General features: G+C 68.9%; 12 protein-coding genes. 5 read left to right on the top strand and 7 right to left on the bottom strand.

What is annotated here, in order from left to right; translation table 11 throughout:
* Positions 1-24: 24 nt before the first annotated feature.
* Entirely contained in the window at positions 25-2565 is a 2541-nt protein-coding gene (locus PI990_RS08015) for a penicillin acylase family protein (RefSeq protein ID WP_271660316.1), read from the top strand.
* A gap of 313 nt (positions 2566-2878) precedes the next feature.
* Here PI990_RS08015 and PI990_RS08010 read toward each other — a convergent pair whose 3' ends face one another.
* On the bottom strand, positions 2879-4036 hold the full coding sequence (locus tag PI990_RS08010) for a sterol desaturase family protein (RefSeq protein ID WP_271660315.1): 1158 nt from the start codon (positions 4034-4036) through the stop codon (positions 2879-2881).
* 191 nt (positions 4037-4227) lie between these two features.
* On the opposite strand from PI990_RS08010, the gene PI990_RS08005 reads away from it, so the two are divergent.
* Genes PI990_RS08005 through pdeM form a run of 4 tightly spaced genes read left to right on the top strand, consistent with a single transcriptional unit; the run spans position 4228 to position 10056 of the window.
* Complete coding sequence (locus tag PI990_RS08005) at positions 4228-5244, top strand: ligase-associated DNA damage response exonuclease (protein ID WP_271660314.1); 1017 nt, start codon at positions 4228-4230, stop codon at positions 5242-5244.
* Complete coding sequence (locus PI990_RS08000; protein WP_271660313.1) at positions 5241-6905, top strand: ATP-dependent DNA ligase; 1665 nt, start codon at positions 5241-5243, stop codon at positions 6903-6905. The genes PI990_RS08005 and PI990_RS08000 overlap by 4 nt, the downstream gene beginning before the upstream one ends.
* The gene (locus tag PI990_RS07995) at positions 6902-9397 is read left to right on the top strand and encodes a ligase-associated DNA damage response DEXH box helicase (protein ID WP_271660312.1); all 2496 of its coding nucleotides are present in this window, start codon (positions 6902-6904) and stop codon (positions 9395-9397) included. The genes PI990_RS08000 and PI990_RS07995 overlap by 4 nt, the downstream gene beginning before the upstream one ends.
* Entirely contained in the window at positions 9394-10056 is a 663-nt protein-coding gene (gene pdeM / locus PI990_RS07990; RefSeq protein ID WP_271660311.1) for a ligase-associated DNA damage response endonuclease PdeM, read from the top strand. Before PI990_RS07995 ends, pdeM begins: the two co-directional genes overlap by 4 nt.
* 184 nt (positions 10057-10240) lie before the next feature.
* Here the strand turns inward: pdeM and PI990_RS07985 are convergent, their stop codons facing one another.
* The 6 genes from PI990_RS07985 to PI990_RS07960 form a co-directional block, all read right to left on the bottom strand.
* A complete protein-coding gene (locus PI990_RS07985) occupies positions 10241-11449 on the bottom strand; it encodes a hypothetical protein (RefSeq protein WP_271660310.1) in 1209 nt (402 codons plus the stop codon).
* A gap of 147 nt (positions 11450-11596) precedes the next feature.
* Positions 11597-12556 (bottom strand): PDR/VanB family oxidoreductase, encoded by a 960-nt coding sequence (locus PI990_RS07980; protein ID WP_271660309.1) that lies wholly within the window; start codon positions 12554-12556, stop codon positions 11597-11599.
* A 50-nt stretch (positions 12557-12606) separates the two neighbouring features.
* Complete coding sequence (locus PI990_RS07975) at positions 12607-13626, bottom strand: aromatic ring-hydroxylating oxygenase subunit alpha (RefSeq protein ID WP_271660308.1); 1020 nt, start codon at positions 13624-13626, stop codon at positions 12607-12609.
* A gap of 23 nt (positions 13627-13649) precedes the next feature.
* Positions 13650-13868: a recombinase-like helix-turn-helix domain-containing protein gene (locus PI990_RS07970; RefSeq protein WP_184491500.1), complete on the bottom strand. Its 219-nt coding sequence runs from the start codon at positions 13866-13868 to the stop codon at positions 13650-13652.
* Positions 13869-13943: 75 nt separating this feature from the next.
* Positions 13944-14915, bottom strand: a complete 972-nt coding sequence (locus PI990_RS07965; protein WP_184491504.1) for a VOC family protein — start codon at positions 14913-14915, stop codon at positions 13944-13946.
* A gap of 13 nt (positions 14916-14928) precedes the next feature.
* Complete coding sequence (locus PI990_RS07960) at positions 14929-16413, bottom strand: aldehyde dehydrogenase (RefSeq protein WP_184491507.1); 1485 nt, start codon at positions 16411-16413, stop codon at positions 14929-14931.
* Between the last annotated feature and the right edge of the window lie 9 nt (positions 16414-16422).

Here is a 16422-nt window from a genome sequence, read left to right as displayed (position 1 = left end):
TGCCTCTTCGGGAGATACCGCTCCATGGCCTCGCCTGCGCCCCAGCGCTTCCTGCCCCGCTTCTGCCTAGCCGCCGCCCTCGGCGCCATGGTCGCGCTCACTGGCTGCCAGTCCTGGCTCGACAGCCGCTATTCCGACAGCCTGCCGCCCACCTCCGGCTTCAAGCCGGTCAAGGGCCTGGCCCAGAGCGTCTCGATCCGCCGCAACCCGCTGGGCATGCCGCTGATCGAAACCACCACCTTCCACGACGCCCTGTTCACCATGGGCTACGTGCACGCCACCGACCGCCTCAGCCAGATGATCGGCCTGCGCCTCATGGCCGAAGGCCGCCTGGCGGAAATGGCCGGCCCCGGCGTGCTGGATGTCGACCGCTTCATGCGCGCGGTGAACCTGCGCAAGAGCGCCGACATCCTCTACAAGAACGCCTCCCCGCGCCTGAAGTCCTTCTTCGAGGTCTACGCGCGTGGCGTCAACGCCTACCTCTTCCAGTACCGCGACAAGCTGCCGATGGACCTCGCCGAGTCCGGCTACAAACCCGCGTACTGGAAACCCGAGGACTCGGTGCTGGTGTTCACCCTGCTGAACTTCGGCCTGGCGGTGAACCTGCAGGAAGAGATCGCCTCGCTGGTCATGGCCCAGAAGGTCGGGGCGGACAAGGTCGCCTGGCTGCTGCCCACCTACCCGGACGAGAACCTGCCGTTCGACGAGGCCGACAAGCTCAAGGGCCTCAACCTCGGCGGGCAGATCCAGGGCCTCGCCGCCATCGACCAGGCCGCCGGCGCACTGGCGGGCCTGAACATGCTCGGCGTCGCCGCCTCGAACAACTGGGCCATCGCCCCGGAACGCACGCGCAACGGCAAGAGCATCCTCGCCAACGACACCCACCTGCCGCTGTCGATGCCCTCGTACTGGAACTTCATGCAGATCCGCTCGCCGAAGTTCCAGGCCGCGGGCGTCACCATCGCCGGCGTGCCCGCCGTGGTCGCCGGCTACAACGGCAAGCTGGCCTGGGGCATGACCATGGTCATGGCCGACAACCAGGACCTCTACCTGGAGAAGGTCAAGCGCGAAGGCAGCCGCCTCTACTACCTGGCCGACGGCAAATGGCAGCCGGCCATCGAGCGCAACGAGACCTTCTTCATCAAGGGCGAGCGGCCGATCCGCGAAACCCTCTACGAGACCCGCCACGGCCCGCTGCTCAACTCCGTGCTCGGCCAGCGCAAGCACCCGCTGCAACCGATCGAGATCAAGAGCGGCCTGGGCATCGCCCTGAAGACCGCCCAGTTCGAAAGCGACCAGACCCTGGACGCCTTCTTCGACCTGTCCCGCGCGCAATCCGTCGAGCAGGCCAGCGAGGCGACCCGCTCGATCCGCGCCATCGGCCTCAACCTGCTCACCGCCGATGCCCAGCACATCGCCTGGCAGGTCACCGGCCGCTACCCCAACCGCCGCGAAGGCCGTGGCCTGATGCCCTCCCCCGGCTGGGACGGCCGCTACGAATGGGACGGCTACGCCGACCCCATGCTGCACCCCTACGACCAGGACCCGAGTCAGAGCTGGCTGGGCACCGCCAACCACCGCACCGTGCAGGGCGGCTACGGCGTGCAGCTGTCCAACTCCTGGTTCTACCCGGAGCGGGCCGAGCGCATCGCCCAGCTCGCCGGCAGCGGCAAGCACGACACCCGCAGCACCATCGCCATGCAGTACGACCAGACCACGCCCTTCGCCGCCAAGCTCAAGGCGATGTTCGAAGACCCGGCCATGGCCCAGCCGCTCAAGCAGGCCATCGACGCCCTGCCCGCCGCCGAGCGCGACAAGGCCCGCGAAGCCCTGAGCCGCCTGCTGGCCTTCAACGGCGACCTGCGCCCGACCTCCACCGACGCGGTGTTCTACGAAGCCTTCCTGCAGGAAAGCGCCAAGCAGATCTTCCAGGACGAGCTCGGCCCCGAAGGCAGCCCGGCCTGGCAGGCGCTGGTGGAAACCGCCAACCTCTCCTACTCGGCCCAGGCCGACCACCTGCTGGGCCGCGCCGACAGCCCCTTCTGGGATGACGTGCGCACCCCGCAGAAGGAAGACAAGCCCGCCATCCTCGCCCGCAGCCTGGCCGCTGCCGTCAGCTTCGCCGAAGGCAAGCTCGGTGCCGACCGCAAGGCCTGGCAATGGGGCAAGCTGCACAGCTACACCTGGGCCACCGAAACCACCAAGCTCGCGCCCTTCATGAGCGCCAGCCAGCGCACCGGGATCAACGCCATCCAGGGCTACCTGGACCGTGGCCCGTACCAGGCCGGCGGCGACATGAACACGCTGAACGTCTCGGCCTACGAGTGGGGCAACAACTTCGACACCTGGCTGATCCCGGCCATGCGCATCATCGTCGACTTCGGCCAGCCGGAACCCATGATCGGGCTCAACAGCTCCGGCCAGTCCGGCAACCCGGCCAGCCCCAACTACGCCGACGGCATCGACGCCTGGCTCAAGGCCCGCTACATGAGCTTCCCCTTCCAGTCGCAGAACCTCGACAAGGTCTACGGCACCAAGCGGCTGACGCTCACCCCGCAAAAATGATCGCCGGGGCGGGAACTAACCGCCCCACGGCTGTCTATGTAAGCGGACTTACTCCATAGATCACATCATTTTCAGGGCGCCCTCACCGGCGCCCTTTCTTTTGCCCGCGAAAAGGCCACCGATGCTCCGTAGGTTGGGCTGAGGCACGAAGCCCAACGCATCGAAGCCCGTCCCAGCCGCGATGTTGGGCCTCGCAAGCTCGGCGCCAACCTACGGACGTTGTCCGGGAGCAGGTGTGCAGGAAAGGGAGAGAAGAAACCGGAAGACAGGGAACATAGCGGCCCATGCATTGCACATGGGCCGCCGTCGAAGGTCAGGACGCCTTCGGCTTCACCGGCGCCTTGGGCTCCGGCTTCTGGAAGGGGTACAGGTGCTGGCGCAGGATGCCGTCCGGCAGCGGCTTGCCGAAGACGCCGTAGCGGGTCGGCCACTCCTTGGGCGGCAGCTTGAAGGTGCCGAACACCATGTCGACGATCGGCAGGTGGATCGCGTAGTTCTTGTAGATGTAGTCCGGGTGCCGGGCGTGGTGCCAATGGTGGTAGCGCGGCAGCACCAGCAGGTAGTTGAACCAGCCGCCGTCGATGCGCACGTTGGCGTGGGCCAGCACCGCCTGCACACCCACCAGGATCACGTAGGCGTTCATCGCCTGGGGCGAGAAGCCCATCAGCATCAGCGGCACCAGCACCCCGGTGCGGGTCAGCAGGATTTCCACGAAGTGGATGCGCGAACCGGCCAGCCAGTCCATGGAGGTGCTCGAGTGGTGCACCGCGTGGAAGCGCCACAGCCAGGGCACCACGTGATACAGGCGGTGCAGCCAGTACTGGCCGAGGTCCGCCACCAGCACCGCGAGGATGAACTGCAGCCAGATCGGCAGCGCCTGCACACCGGCCTGGAACGAAGATGACACCGCCCAGCCACCCAGCAGCGTGGACGAGGCGGTGACGAAGATCAGGATGAACTGCACCAGCATGTGACTGACGAAGAAGTACGCCAGGTCGGTGCGCCAGTGCGGGCGCAGGATGTTCTGCTGCGGGTCCTTGGCGTAGAGCTTCTCCAGAGGGATGAAGACGATGGCCGAGACCAGCAGCGCCAGCACGAACCAGTCCAGCCCCAGGGAATAGGGCGTCTCACCGATGGTCTCGAACTGGATGTTGCTGCCACCGAGGAACACCGCCAGCCCGGACGCGATGATGCCGGTGAAGCCCAGGCGCTTGCGGCGGTTGAGCAGGATGTTCAGGGTGCCCAGGGAGAACGACGCCACCAGCCCCACCAGCAGGACGGTACGGGCGAACTGCTCGCTGTAGACCTTGCGGAACTCGGCGAAGGTCAGCCACTCGGGGAACAGGAAGCACAGCACCGCGCACAGGCTGAGCAGCCCCAGCGCTGCCGAAATGTAACCGCTGATACGCCCCTCACCGATCCGGAACGAATCGTGGCCGTGGCGCTGGAAATAGGCCTTGATCGCCTGCATTCGCACATCCTCCATGAAGTCGGCAGAAGAGCCGCTCCGAATCTTGACGTCACCACCTGGCCCCAGGCCACCTGTTCCGACGAACGCCCGGGACTTCCGTGACCTGTGTCGCGATCCCGAGGCGAACTTGCCAGCCGAACCAACCGAACCCGACCATGCTCATAACCATGAGCCCACAGCGAGGCGTGCCCATGGACCTGGTCGTCGCGAGGCCCGAAGGCCTCTACTGTCCGCCCGGTGATTTCTACATCGACCCCTGGAAACCGGTGGAGCGTGCCGTGATCACCCACGGCCACGGCGACCACGCGCGCACCGGCAACGGCCACTACCTGGCGGCCGCCGCCGGCGAAGGCATCCTCCGGGCGCGCCTGGGCGACATCCGCCTGCAGACCCTCGACTACGGCGAGCGCCTGGAGCACGGCGGCGTCACCCTCAGCCTGCATCCGGCCGGCCACGTGCTCGGCTCCGCCCAGGTACGCCTGGAATACCAGGGCGAAGTCTGGGTCGCCTCGGGCGACTACAAGACCGAGGCCGACGGCACCTGCGCCCCCTTCGAGCCGGTGCGCTGCCACTGCTTCATCACCGAATCCACCTTCGGCCTGCCCATCTATCGCTGGCAGCCGCAAGCCGCGCTGTTCGCCGAAATCGACGCCTGGTGGCGCGCCAACCAGGCCGCCGAGCGCGCCAGCGTGCTGTTCTGCTACGCCTTCGGCAAGGCCCAGCGCATCCTCCACGGCATCGACGCCAGCATCGGCCCGATCCTCGCCCACGGCGCCATGGAGCCGCTCAACCGGGTCTACCGCGAAGCCGGCATCGCCCTGCCGGAAACCCGCTACGCCGGTGACATCCCTCGCAACGACCCGCTGCTGCGCCAGGCCCTGGTGCTGGCCCCGCCCTCGGCCGGCGGCAGCACCTGGATGCGCCGCTTCGGCGACTACAGCGACGCCTTCGCCAGCGGCTGGATGATGCTGCGCGGCACCCGCCGGCGACGCGGCGTGGACCGCGGCTTCGTGCTCTCCGACCACGCCGACTGGCCCGGCCTGCTCTGGGCCATCGAGCAGAGCGGCGCCGAGCGGGTGTTCGTCACCCATGGCTCGGTCAACGTGCTGGTGCGCTACCTCTGCGAACAGGGCCTGGACGCCCAGGGCTTCAGCACCGAATACGGCGACGAGGACGAACCCGCCACGGCCGCGGAGGCGACCCCGTGAAGGACTTCGCCGAGCTCTATGGCCGCCTCGACGCCAGCACCTCGAACAACGCCAAGCTGGCCGCCCTGCAGGACTACTTCGCCAACGCCGCGCCCGAGGACGCCGCCTGGGCGGTGTACTTCCTCAGTGGCGGCAAGCCGCGCCAGCTGGTGCCGGTGCGCCAGCTGCGGGAAATCACCCTGGCCATCACCGGCCTGCCCGAGTGGCTGTTCGAGGAGAGCTACCAGGCAGTGGGCGACCTGGCCGAAACCCTTTCCTTGCTGCTGCCGCCCAGCGTCCATCGCTCCGACGAGGGCCTCGCCACCTGGGTCGAGGACCACCTGCTACCCCTGCGCGGGTTGCCGCCGGCGGAACTGGCCGCCCGCCTGCCGCCGCTCTGGGCACGGCTCGACCGCCTGAGCCTGCTGGTGTGCCTGAAGCTGGTCACCGGCGCCTTCCGCGTCGGCGTCTCGCGCCTGCTGGTGACCCGCGCCCTGGCCAACCTCGCCGGGCTCGACCCCAAGCGCGTCGCCCAGCGCATGGTCGGCTACACCGACGCCTCGCGCCCGCCCAGTGCCCAGGGCTATGCCCGGCTCATCGCCGCACAGAGCGAGGCCGAGCACCTGGAACGCGGCGGCCTACCCTACCCCTTCTTCCTCGCCCACCCGCTGCAGGCGGAGGTGGCGTCCTTCGCCGACCTGCTCGGCTCCCCGGCGAACTGGCTGATCGAGTGGAAGTGGGACGGCATCCGCGCCCAGCTGGTGCGCCGCGACGGCCACCTGTGGATCTGGTCGCGGGGCGAGGAGCTGGTCAGCGAGCGCTTCCCCGAACTCCACGGCCTGGCCAACGCGCTGCCGGACGGCACCGTGATCGACGGCGAGATCCTGGTCTGGAAGGACGGCCGCGTGCAGCCCTTCGCCCTGTTGCAGCAACGCATCGCCCGCAAGCGCCTGACCCGCAAGGTGCTCGACGACGCCCCCGTGCGCCTGGTGGCCTACGACCTGCTGGAATGGCGCGGCGAGGATTGGCGCCAGCGCCCCCTGGCCGAACGCCGCGAACGCCTGGAGCAGTTGCTGGAGGAGCTGAGCGACCCGGTGCTGGAGCTGTCCCCCGAGGTGCGCGGCGAAGACTGGCCCGACCTCGCCCGCCAGCGCGAAGGCGCCCGCGCCCTGGGCGTCGAAGGGATGATGCTCAAGGCCCGCGACGCGCTCTACGGCGTCGGCCGCACCAAGGACCAGGGCACCTGGTGGAAATGGAAGCTCGACCCCTACAGCGTCGACGCCGTGCTGATCTACGCCCAGCGCGGCCACGGGCGCCGCGCCAACCTCTACACCGACTTCACCTTCGCCGTCTGGGATGGCGACGACGCCAGCGCCGAGCGCGCCCTGGTGCCTTTCGCCAAGGCCTACTCGGGCCTCACGGACGAGGAGATGCGCAAGGTCGACGCCATCGTCCGCCGCACCACGGTGGAGAAGTTCGGCCCAGTGCGCAGCGTCACCCCCACCCTGGTGTTCGAGCTGGGCTTCGAGGGCATCGCCCTGTCCAAGCGCCACAAGAGCGGCGTCGCCGTGCGCTTCCCGCGCATGCTGCGCTGGCGCCAGGACAAACCGGTGGCCGAGGCCGACACCCTCGCCAGCCTCCAGGCCCTGCTGGCCGATGCCGCGCCGGAGCCCGAGGCTTGAGCCGCGCCCCCCGCCCCTCCTCGCGCTGGTTCGGCGACCGTGGCTGGCGCCCCTTCGCCTTCCAGAAAAGCCTCTGGCGCGCCGTCGCCCAGGGCCGCTCCGGCCTGCTCCACGCCACCACCGGCGCCGGCAAGACCTACGCCGCCTGGTTCGCCGCCCTCGATTTGCTGACCGGCGCCACGCCCACCCGCAAGGAGCGTGGCAAGGGCCAGGTGCTGCCGCTTTCGGTGCTGTGGATAACCCCCATGCGCGCCCTGGCCGCCGACACCGCCCGCGCCCTGCAGGCGCCCATCGACCAACTCGGCCTGCCCTGGAGCCTGGGCCTGCGCACGGGCGATACCGGCAGCGCCGAGCGCGCCCGGCAATCGCGCAACCTGCCCAGCGTGCTGGTCACCACGCCGGAAAGCCTGACCCTGCTGCTGACCCGCGCCGACGCCGCCCAAGCCTTCGCCGGGCTGCGCATGGTAGTGGTCGACGAATGGCACGAGCTGCTCGGCAACAAACGCGGCGTGCAACTGCAACTGGCCCTGGCACGGCTGCGCCTGTGGAACCCCGCGCTCGCCACCTGGGGCCTGTCCGCCACCCTGGGCAACCTGGAGCACGCGCTGCAGGTGCTGGTGCCCGGCGGCGACGGCCTGCTGCTGCAGGGCGAGCAGCGCAAGCGCCTGGAGGTGGACACCCTGCTGCCGGCCAGCGTCGAGCGCTTCCCCTGGGCCGGGCACATGGGCCTGCGCATGCTGCCGCAGGTGGTGGCGGAGCTGGAGGGCAGCGCCAGCAGCCTGGTGTTCACCAACACCCGCGCGCAGTCGGAAACCTGGTACCAGGCCCTGCTCGCCGCACGACCGGACTGGGCCGGGCTGATCGCCCTGCACCATGGCTCGCTGTCCCGCGAGGTGCGCGAGTGGGTGGAGAACGGCCTCAAGCAGGGCCGCCTCAAGGCCGTGGTGTGCACCTCCAGCCTCGACCTGGGGGTGGACTTCCTCCCCGTGGAGCGGGTGCTGCAGGTGGGCACCGCCAAGGGCGTGGCGCGGCTGATGCAACGGGCCGGCCGCTCCGGCCACGCGCCGGGCCGCGCCTCGCGGGTGACCCTGGTGCCCACCCACAGCCTGGAACTGGTGGAGGCGGTGGCCGCGCGCCAGGCCATCGCCGAGCGCCGCATCGAAGCGCGCCTGAGCCCGGAGAAGCCGCTGGACGTACTGGTCCAGCACCTGGTGAGCATGGCCCTGGGCGGCGGCTTCCAGGCCGAGGCGATGCTCGCCGAGGTGCGCAGCTGCTGGGCCTATCGCGCCCTGGGCGATGACGAATGGGCCTGGGCCCTGGCCTTCATCCGCCACGGCGGCCATTCCCTCACCGCCTACCCCGAGTACCGCCGCGCCGAACCCGATGCCAGTGGCTTATGGCAGGTGCCCAGTGCGCAGCTGGCGCGGCGGCACCGGCAGAGCATCGGCACCATCGTCAGCGACGCCAGCCTGCAGGTGCGCTTCTGGGGCAAGGGCGGTGCCGCCGGCTCCCTGGGCAGCATCGAGGAAGGCTTCATCTCGCGCCTGCGCCCAGGGGATGCCTTCCTCTTCGCCGGCCGCCCACTGGAGCTGGTGCGGGTCGAAGACATGACCGCCTACGTGCGCCGCAGCGCCGCGCGCAAGGCCGCCATCCCGCGCTGGAACGGTGGGCGCATGCCCCTTTCCAGCGAACTGGCCGATGCCCTGGTGCACCAGTTGGGCGAGGCCGCGCGGGGCCGCTACGACAGCCTCGAGCTGAAACTGGCGCGCCCGCTGCTGGAACTGCAGCAGGCCTGGTCGGCGCTGCCCGACGAGCACAACCTGCTGGCCGAGCGCCTGAAGAGCCGCGAGGGCTGGCACCTGTTCCTCTACCCCTTCGCCGGCCGCCAGGTGCACCTGGGCCTCGCCAGCCTGCTGGCCTGGCGCCTGGCCCGGCAGCGCCCCGTGAGCCTCTCCATCGCCGTCAACGACTACGGCCTGGAGCTGCTGGCAGCCACCGAGGTGGATTGGGCCGCATGCCTGGGTCCCGAGCTGTTCAGCGAGCACGAACTGCTCGAGGACCTGCTGCACAGCCTCAACGCCAGCGAGCTGTCGCGCCGGCGCTTCCGCGAGATCGCCCGCATCGCCGGGCTGGTGTTCGCCGGCCGCCCCGGCGCCAGCAAGAGCACCCGCCAGCTGCAGGCCTCCAGCGGGCTGTTCTTCGACGTGTTCCGCCAGTACGACCCGGACAACCTGCTGCTGCACCAGGCCCGCGAGGAGGTGCTGCGCCAGGAGCTGGACCTGCCGCGCCTGGAGGCCTGCCTGCAACGCATCCGCGAGCGCGAGCTGCGCCTGGTGGAGGTGCCGCGCCCCACGCCCCTGGCCTTCCCGCTGCTGGTGGAGCGCTTCCGCGAAGGACTGAGCAGCGAGAAGCTGGCCGACCGTATCGCTCGCATGGTGGAACAGCTGGAGCGCGCCGCCGACAAGCCACCGCGCCGGAGCCGGGCGCGATGAACGCCGCGCTGGAGGTGGAACTGGCCGGCACCCGCGTCCTGCTGCTGGCCGACCGCGCGCTGTACTGGCCCGAGGAAGGCTGCCTGCTGGTGGCCGATATCCACTTCGGCAAGGCCGCCAGCTTCCGTCGCCTCGGCCAGCCGGTGCCAAGCGGCACCACGGCAGAGAACCTGCGCCGCCTGGACCGGCTGCTGCACGAGCGCGGCTGCCGCCGCCTGGTCTTCCTCGGCGACTTCCTGCATGCCCGCCAGGGCGCCGAGGCGCCGCTCTGGCCGGTGCTCACCGCCTGGCGCGCCGGGCATCCGCACCTGGCCATCGACCTGGTGCGCGGCAACCACGACCGCCACGCCGGCGACCCACCCACCGCGCTCGGCTTCAGCCTGCACCACGAACCGCTGGCCCTCGGGCCCTTCGCCCTGCAGCACGAGCCCGAGCCGCACCCGACGCTGCATGTACTGGCCGGCCACCTGCACCCGACCGTCCGCCTGCGCGGCCCCGGCCGCCAGAGCCTGCGCCTGCCCTGCTTCCGCCTCGGCGAACAGCTGAGCCTGCTGCCGGCCTTCGGCGAGTTCACCGGAGGCATGGACCAGGCCATGGATAACGCGACGCGGGTCTTCGTCTGCGGCGACGGCGGCGTCTGGCCCGCCTTCCCCGGCTGACGCCGCCTGGCTTGATGGCCTATGGATGGCCGCAGGATGTCGTCTTTTTTGCTGTTTTTCTGAACTTACGCGCCAGGGAGCACTCAGAACCTATGCATTGTTCATTGCTCCCTGGCGCCCACGTTGGCGCCTATTTTTTTGCCCAAAATTCGCCCACCGGCTGTCGTAGCCCTGGTGGCAGCCTTCAGAAGTAGTAACCCAGGTTCAGGTTGGTACGGAAAATCCACTGGTTGCTGCGGGAGGACGTGGCGCTGGTGAATCCGCTGCCGCTTTCCGCCCCGCCGAAGGGGTTGGCATTGCGACCCCAGGTGCAGTCCAGCCACGCCACGATCGGCACGGCGATGAACTGCACCCCGGCGGTGACCATCTGCGAGTCATCCCATTCGTGCCTGTCCTTGAGCATCCGGCTGTAGTCGTTGTAGAACCGCAGCTTCTTCAGCATCCCCATGCCTGACGTCGGCACCTCATAAGCGACGTTGAGGGCCAGCACCGACGCCCGCGCGGCGATGAGGTAGGCCGGCGTCAGGCCGTTGCCCCCCATCAGGATGACGTCGTCGCTGGCCCCGACCGGGTTCTGCGCATCGAATGCGTAGCGAATCCCCTGGGTGGTGACGGTCCAGGGGCCGGTGTTGAACACCGCATGCAGGCCGGCGGCCCAGTAGTCACCATCGTCGCCAGTGGTGCCGTTGTGCAGGCGCGCCGTGGCGAGCGAGCCTCCCAGCTCGGCCTTCCACCCCTCACCTGCGGCGTGGTGAGCCACACGCAGGTTCACCTGGTCGCGCTTTTCGTTGTCCTGGCGCGAGTGGATGGCCGGAATGGCGTTGTCGTTCAGGTCGGCGTAGCGCCCCACTTCCGGCGAGTAACGGAGGTCGCTGGGCAGCATGCGCGGGAAATAGCCCGCCTGGATGTGCCAGCCGTCATCCTGGTAGACGTACTTGGCCCCCGCCCCGGCGCTCACGCCATAACCGAGAAAGAAGGGGATGTGGAAGCTCCAGCCGAACTGCGGGTAGGGCGCCAGGCCGAAGGGCTTGAGCGGCGCGCCCAGTTCCAGGCTGGAGGTATCGCTGAACCTGTAGCCGACTAAGCCGCGATCGATGGATCGCTTGCCATCATCCTGGAACCAGTAGCCCAGGTCGGAAAAGAAATCCCCGTGGGTGGCCTGTACATCGACGCGGAAGGTGTCGAACAGGAGGCGCCCCTTGTTCTCGGAGGTCTTCCAGTGTTCGTCGCGGTAGTTCACCCGCAGCGCCCCGCCGATATCCAGCGTGCTCAACCCATCGTCGCTGCGCAGGCTGACATGGGGGAAAGGCTTGGACGGTTCGGCCAGTGGCATGGCAGCGGCCGGGACCGCCAGGACGATACTCAGGGACAGGGGGAGCAGAGACTTGTTCATTCCGACCTCATCTACGAATGCGCCAAGGCGCGCTTCAAGCAAGCCGAAACCACCACCTGGGCGACCCGGCGACATGACCGTCGCCGAGCCGGAAACCCAGGTGCTTCGCTTACTGCCGTTTTTTTGTGTTGTGCGGCCTTTCCAGGCCTACAGGTCCAGCACCAGGCGCGCGCTGCGGGCGCCGGATACGCAGACCATCATGGTCCGGTTGGCGGCCTTCTCCGCCTGGGTCAACACCGCATCGCGATGGTCCGGCTCGCCTTCCAGCACCGCCGTCTCGCAGGTACCGCAAACACCCTCGCGGCAGCTGCAGTCCACCTCGACCCCCGACTCCAGCAGTGCCTCCAGCAGGGACTTGCCGCTCGGCACCTCGATGACCCTGGCCGAGCGCGCCAGCTGCACCTCATAGGCGCCTCGCGGAGCCTCAAGCGCCTGGGGCACGGCGGCAAAACGTTCGACATGGACGGCGTCGTGACCCAGGCTTTCGCAGAGGCTCTCGAACGCCTCGATCATCGGCGCCGGGCCACAGCAGTAGAAGTGCGCGCTGGATGGACGTTCGCCAAGGAAGGCCCGCAGGTCGACGGGGCCGCCCTGCTCGTCGTCGAAGTGCAGTTTCACCGGCACCTCGGTGACCGCCGCCAGCTCGGCGACGAAGGCCGCCTCCTTGCGTGAGCGGGCGCAGTAGAGCAGCTCCACCGAGCGCCCGAGGGCGCGCAGGCGGTTGAACATGCAGTAGATGGGGGTGACGCCGATGCCGCCCGCTACCAGCACCGAGTGCCCGGCACCTTCGTCCAGCTGGAAGTGATTGCGGGGCGGCGAAATGGTCAGCGTCATGCCCACCCGCAGCTGCTGGTGCACATAGGCCGAGCCGCCCCGGCTGTTGCGGTCGTGAAGGACACCGACCACATAGCGGCTGCAGTCCTCCGGCGAGTTGAGGAGCGAGTAGCTGCGCACCAGGCCGTTGCCCAGGTGCAGGTCGATGTGCGCCCCCGGGGTGAAAGGGCTGAACACCTGGCCACCCTGGGGCCGCAGCTCCATGCTGATGATGCCGTCCGCCTCGTAGCGAAGCGTATGGACGAAGGCCATCACCTTGCTGTGCTGTGTCATGGGCTAACTCCTCGAGGCGGGGTCGCAGCGGTACGGATCGAGGCCCGGGGTCATAGTTGTCGGGCCTCGATCAGCTCCACCTGGGTCCTGGCCAGGCTCTTCAGGTGGCGGCGCAGGCGTACCAGGCCCAGGTCATGCTGGTAGAGGTTCTCCCGCTGGTTGGCGTCGGCCTCCATGAATTCGAGCATTTCCCGGTCCTGCTCCAGCACCGCCCAGTGGCGAGCCTCCAGGCGATTCTTGTAGAGGAAGCGCCAGGTGTCGCGCTGCCAGCCGGTGAGCGCCCGGCAGCGCCAATGGAACACGGCGGCGAGGTCGTGCCCGACGGGCGTATAGCTGCCGACGATATGGAAGTTGCCGCCCGGGCCGCCGGTCTTGGGATAGGGAATTTCCAGCCGCATCCAGTGCACACCGGAGTCGGCCCACTCGGTCCAGTCGAAGTTCACCCCGCGCTGGCCCTCCTTCTCGAAGATGAAGCCGGTGTCGGTATCGCGGGTGACGAACTTCGCCTGGCCTGCGCCTTCGGACATCGAGTGGGACTGCTTGTGCAGGTAGGTGCCGTGCATGGGGTCCATGACGTTGTCCAGCACGTAGCGGTAGTCGCCGCGCCATTCGGCGTAGCAAAGGAAGTGAGAGAAGCCCGGGTCGGTCAGTTGTTCCGGCAACACCAGCGGCGGTGCCTGCTCGACGTTCTGTGCCGAGTTGTAGAGCCAGACCGCACCCGCCGCCTCGGTGACATGGAACCAGCGTGTCGCCTGGCTGCCCTCCAGCTTGCAGCCGGGGCTGCCAGGCACGCGGGTGGCGACGCCATCACAGCGCACCTCCACGCCGTGGTAAGGGCACTGCAGGCGGTCGCCCAGGTTGACCCCGCGCGACAGTGGCGCCCCGCGGTGCGGGCAGTGGTCTTCCAGGGCGTGCAGGGTGCCGTCGGTGTCGCGCCAGAGCGCCAGCTTGTGGCCCAGGCGACGCAGGGAGACCGGCCTGTCAGCGATGAAGCCGACCGGGCAAATGGGAAACCAGAGGTTCTTCAGGCCATTGGCCAGGAGGTTTTCAACAGGGTCCACGGTACTCATATCGTTTTCCTCTTGGAGGGAATTCACTCACCCAGACGGGCCATCAGGGCGGCATAGGTCGCTTCGGTCCAGGGGACGCCGCCCGGGCAGGTGGGGCCGGCCTGGTTGAGGTAGCCCAGCAGGCCAGGCAGGTCGTGCAGGCCGGCGGCGTAGGCACGCTCGATGGAATCACCGAGCAGGTCTTCGAAGGTGTTCGGCTCGCGGGTACGGGCCTGGTGCGGTTCGAGGTAGCGGTCTTGCATGTCATGGGCCTCCATGGATGACCCGTTCACGAACGGCTGGGTGAACGGGGAAGTCGTGGGTTGGATGGCACTCACTCAGGTTCCGGTGGCCGGCTTCTCGGTAAGGAAGCGGCCTTGCGGCGCCTCGGCGCTCTTCTGCCGCCGCGTGTGGCCGTCGAGGCCACCGGCGATGGCCCACTCGGCGAATACGCTGGGGCCGGGCTCGAAGGTCCGCGCCTGCCACTCGCCGGTGAGCTGGTCCTCGTCGGCGTAGTACTCCACCAGGGCGCCCGCCGGGTTGCGGAAGTACCAGAAGTAGGCGGAGGACACGGGATGTCGCCCCGGGCCGATCTCGGTGTCCCACCCACAGCGGGCGATGTGCATGCCGCCACCGAAGACCTCGTGGATGTCGCGCACGGTGAAGGCCACATGGTTCAGGCCGGCGCGAGCCTGGGGCAGTTGCAGAAGGAAGAGGTCGTGGTGGCCGCCCTCTTCTGCGCAGCGCATGAAGGCGCCACGGTCGGGATAGCGGTCGGAGCAGACGAAACCGAAGCGCTCGCTGTAGAAGCGCTCACAGGCGTTCACGTCCCTGACGAAGAACACCACATGCCCGACTTCGATGGGCTGGGCGCGCTCGTAGATGGGGCTGGCCCGGTTGATGCGCCCCTTGAACTGCCAGGTATTGGACTGGCCGCACTGCACCTGGATGTCCCGTTTGCGGGTGACCTGGAAGCGCACCGCCAGGCCGTTGGGGTCGGTGCAGCCGATACGGCCTTCGCCCTCGACGAAGCCGGGGTCGCCCGCGATGCGCTCGGCGTAGCGCTCGAGGTCGGCTGCACTCGCCACGCCCCAGACCACCTCGCGCAAAGTGGAGCCAGCCTCGATGGCGGGTGGCAGACCGGGCTTGTCCAGATGGACCAGGATCACCCGGCAGCCGTTGAGGGTCTCGAAGACGACCTCGTCCTGGCTCGCCAACACCTCCTCGAGCCCCCAGTCGGCGAAGAAGCGCCGGCTGCTGGCCAGGTCTTCCACGCCATAGGTGATTTCGTCGATGCCCAATACGCTCATGGCGCTCTCCTCGTCAGTGGCTGCCGGCCCAGGCCAGCGGCTGTTCGTTCAGGCCCCAGTAGAGGCTCTTCTGCTCCATGTACTGGAGGATTCCCAGGCGGCCCTTCTCACGGCCCAGGCCACTGTCGCGCCAGCCGCCGAAGGGCGTGGAGATGGAGAACTGCTTGTAGGTATTGATCCACACGGTGCCGGCCTGCACCGCCCGCCCGAGCCTCCAGGCACGCTGGAAATCGCGTGTCCAGATGCCGGCGGCCAGGGCGTAGCAGCTGTCGTTGGCGTCCTCGATCAACGCGTCCTCGCTGTCGAAGGGCATGGCCACCAGCACCGGGCCGAAGACCTCCTCCTGGCAAAGGCGCGCGGCGTTGCCCAGGCCCTCGATCAGGGTCGGGGGGTAGAAATAGCCGCGCTCGAAGGCCGCGCCCTGGAGGCGCGCGCCACCGGTGCGCAGGCGACCGCCCTCCTCCAGCCCCAGTTGCACGTATCGCTCGACCGACTCGCGATGCTGCGCGGTGATCAGCGGGCCCATCTGGGTTCGCTCGTCCGCCGGGTCGCCCACCCGCAGGGCCGCGGCACCGGCCACCAGGCGCTCCATGAAGGGCGCGTATAGCTCGCGGGCGACGAACAGCCGCGAGCCGGCGATGCAGGACTCGCCGCTGGAGCTGAAGATGCCGTAGAGCACCCCGGCCACCGCGTGGTCCAGGTCGGCGTCGGCCAGGACCAGGGTGGGCGACTTGCCGCCCAGCTCCATGGACACCGGCATCATCTTGTCGGCAGCGATGCGGGCGATGTGCTTGCCGGTGCGGGTGCCGCCGGTGAAGGACACGCGCTTGACCAGCGGATGCCGGGTCAGCGCGTCGCCGATCACCGAGCCCTTGCCCGGCAGTACGCTGACCAGGCCGGGCGGCAGGCCGGCATCGATGCAGATGCGAGCCAGCGCCAGGGCCGCCAGCGGTGTGACCTCCGCCGGCTTGAGTACCACCGCGTTGCCGGCGGCCAGCGCCGGCGCCAGCTTCTGCGCCTCGGAGGCGATGGGCGAGTTCCAGGGGGTGATGGCGGCCACCACGCCCATGGGTTCGTAGACGCTCAGGGTGACGAAGTCGCCGCGGGAGGGGGTGATGGTTTCCTCCAGGGTTTCGCAGGCAGCGGCGAAGAACTGGAAGGTAGCCGCCGCGCTGGCCACCAGGTTGCGCGTCTCCCGAATCGGCTTGCCGTTGTCCAGGCGCTGGAGCTGGGCCAGGGCCTCGCTGCGCTCGCGGATCAGCGCCGCGATGCGGTAGAGCACCGCCGCGCGCTCATGGGGCTTGCGCTGGGCCCAGCCGCTTTCGCGAAAGGCCCGGTCGGCGCCGACGATGGCCGCCTCCACATCCTCCAGGCTGGCGGCATGGAGCCGGGCGATGGCTTCGCCGGTGGCCGGGTAGAGGCTGTGGTAGAGGTCGCCACCGCCCTGGCGCCACTGGCCGGCAATGCAGATGGGTTGGATCGGGTCGAGGTCAATCACGGTCGTCGT

The sequence above is a fragment of the Pseudomonas sp. TUM22785 genome (assembly GCF_028198105.1).
GTDB lineage: Bacteria > Pseudomonadota > Gammaproteobacteria > Pseudomonadales > Pseudomonadaceae > Metapseudomonas > Metapseudomonas solani.
This window is presented reverse-complemented; position numbering and strand designations above follow the sequence as displayed.

Excerpts from the sequence above, each read along its gene's own strand:
- PI990_RS08015 (WP_271660316.1), top strand. The coding sequence starts at position 25 with ATGGCCTCGCCTGCGCCCCAGCGCTTCCTGCCCCGCTTCTGCCTAGCC.
- PI990_RS08010 (WP_271660315.1), bottom strand. The coding sequence starts at position 4,036 with ATGCAGGCGATCAAGGCCTATTTCCAGCGCCACGGCCACGATTCGTTC.
- PI990_RS08005 (WP_271660314.1), top strand. The coding sequence starts at position 4,228 with ATGGACCTGGTCGTCGCGAGGCCCGAAGGCCTCTACTGTCCGCCCGGT.
- pdeM (WP_271660311.1), top strand. The coding sequence starts at position 9,394 with ATGAACGCCGCGCTGGAGGTGGAACTGGCCGGCACCCGCGTCCTGCTG.
- PI990_RS07985 (WP_271660310.1), bottom strand. The coding sequence starts at position 11,449 with ATGAACAAGTCTCTGCTCCCCCTGTCCCTGAGTATCGTCCTGGCGGTC.
- PI990_RS07980 (WP_271660309.1), bottom strand. The coding sequence starts at position 12,556 with ATGACACAGCACAGCAAGGTGATGGCCTTCGTCCATACGCTTCGCTAC.
- PI990_RS07975 (WP_271660308.1), bottom strand. The coding sequence starts at position 13,626 with ATGAGTACCGTGGACCCTGTTGAAAACCTCCTGGCCAATGGCCTGAAG.
- PI990_RS07970 (WP_184491500.1), bottom strand. The coding sequence starts at position 13,868 with ATGCAAGACCGCTACCTCGAACCGCACCAGGCCCGTACCCGCGAGCCG.
- PI990_RS07965 (WP_184491504.1), bottom strand. The coding sequence starts at position 14,915 with ATGAGCGTATTGGGCATCGACGAAATCACCTATGGCGTGGAAGACCTG.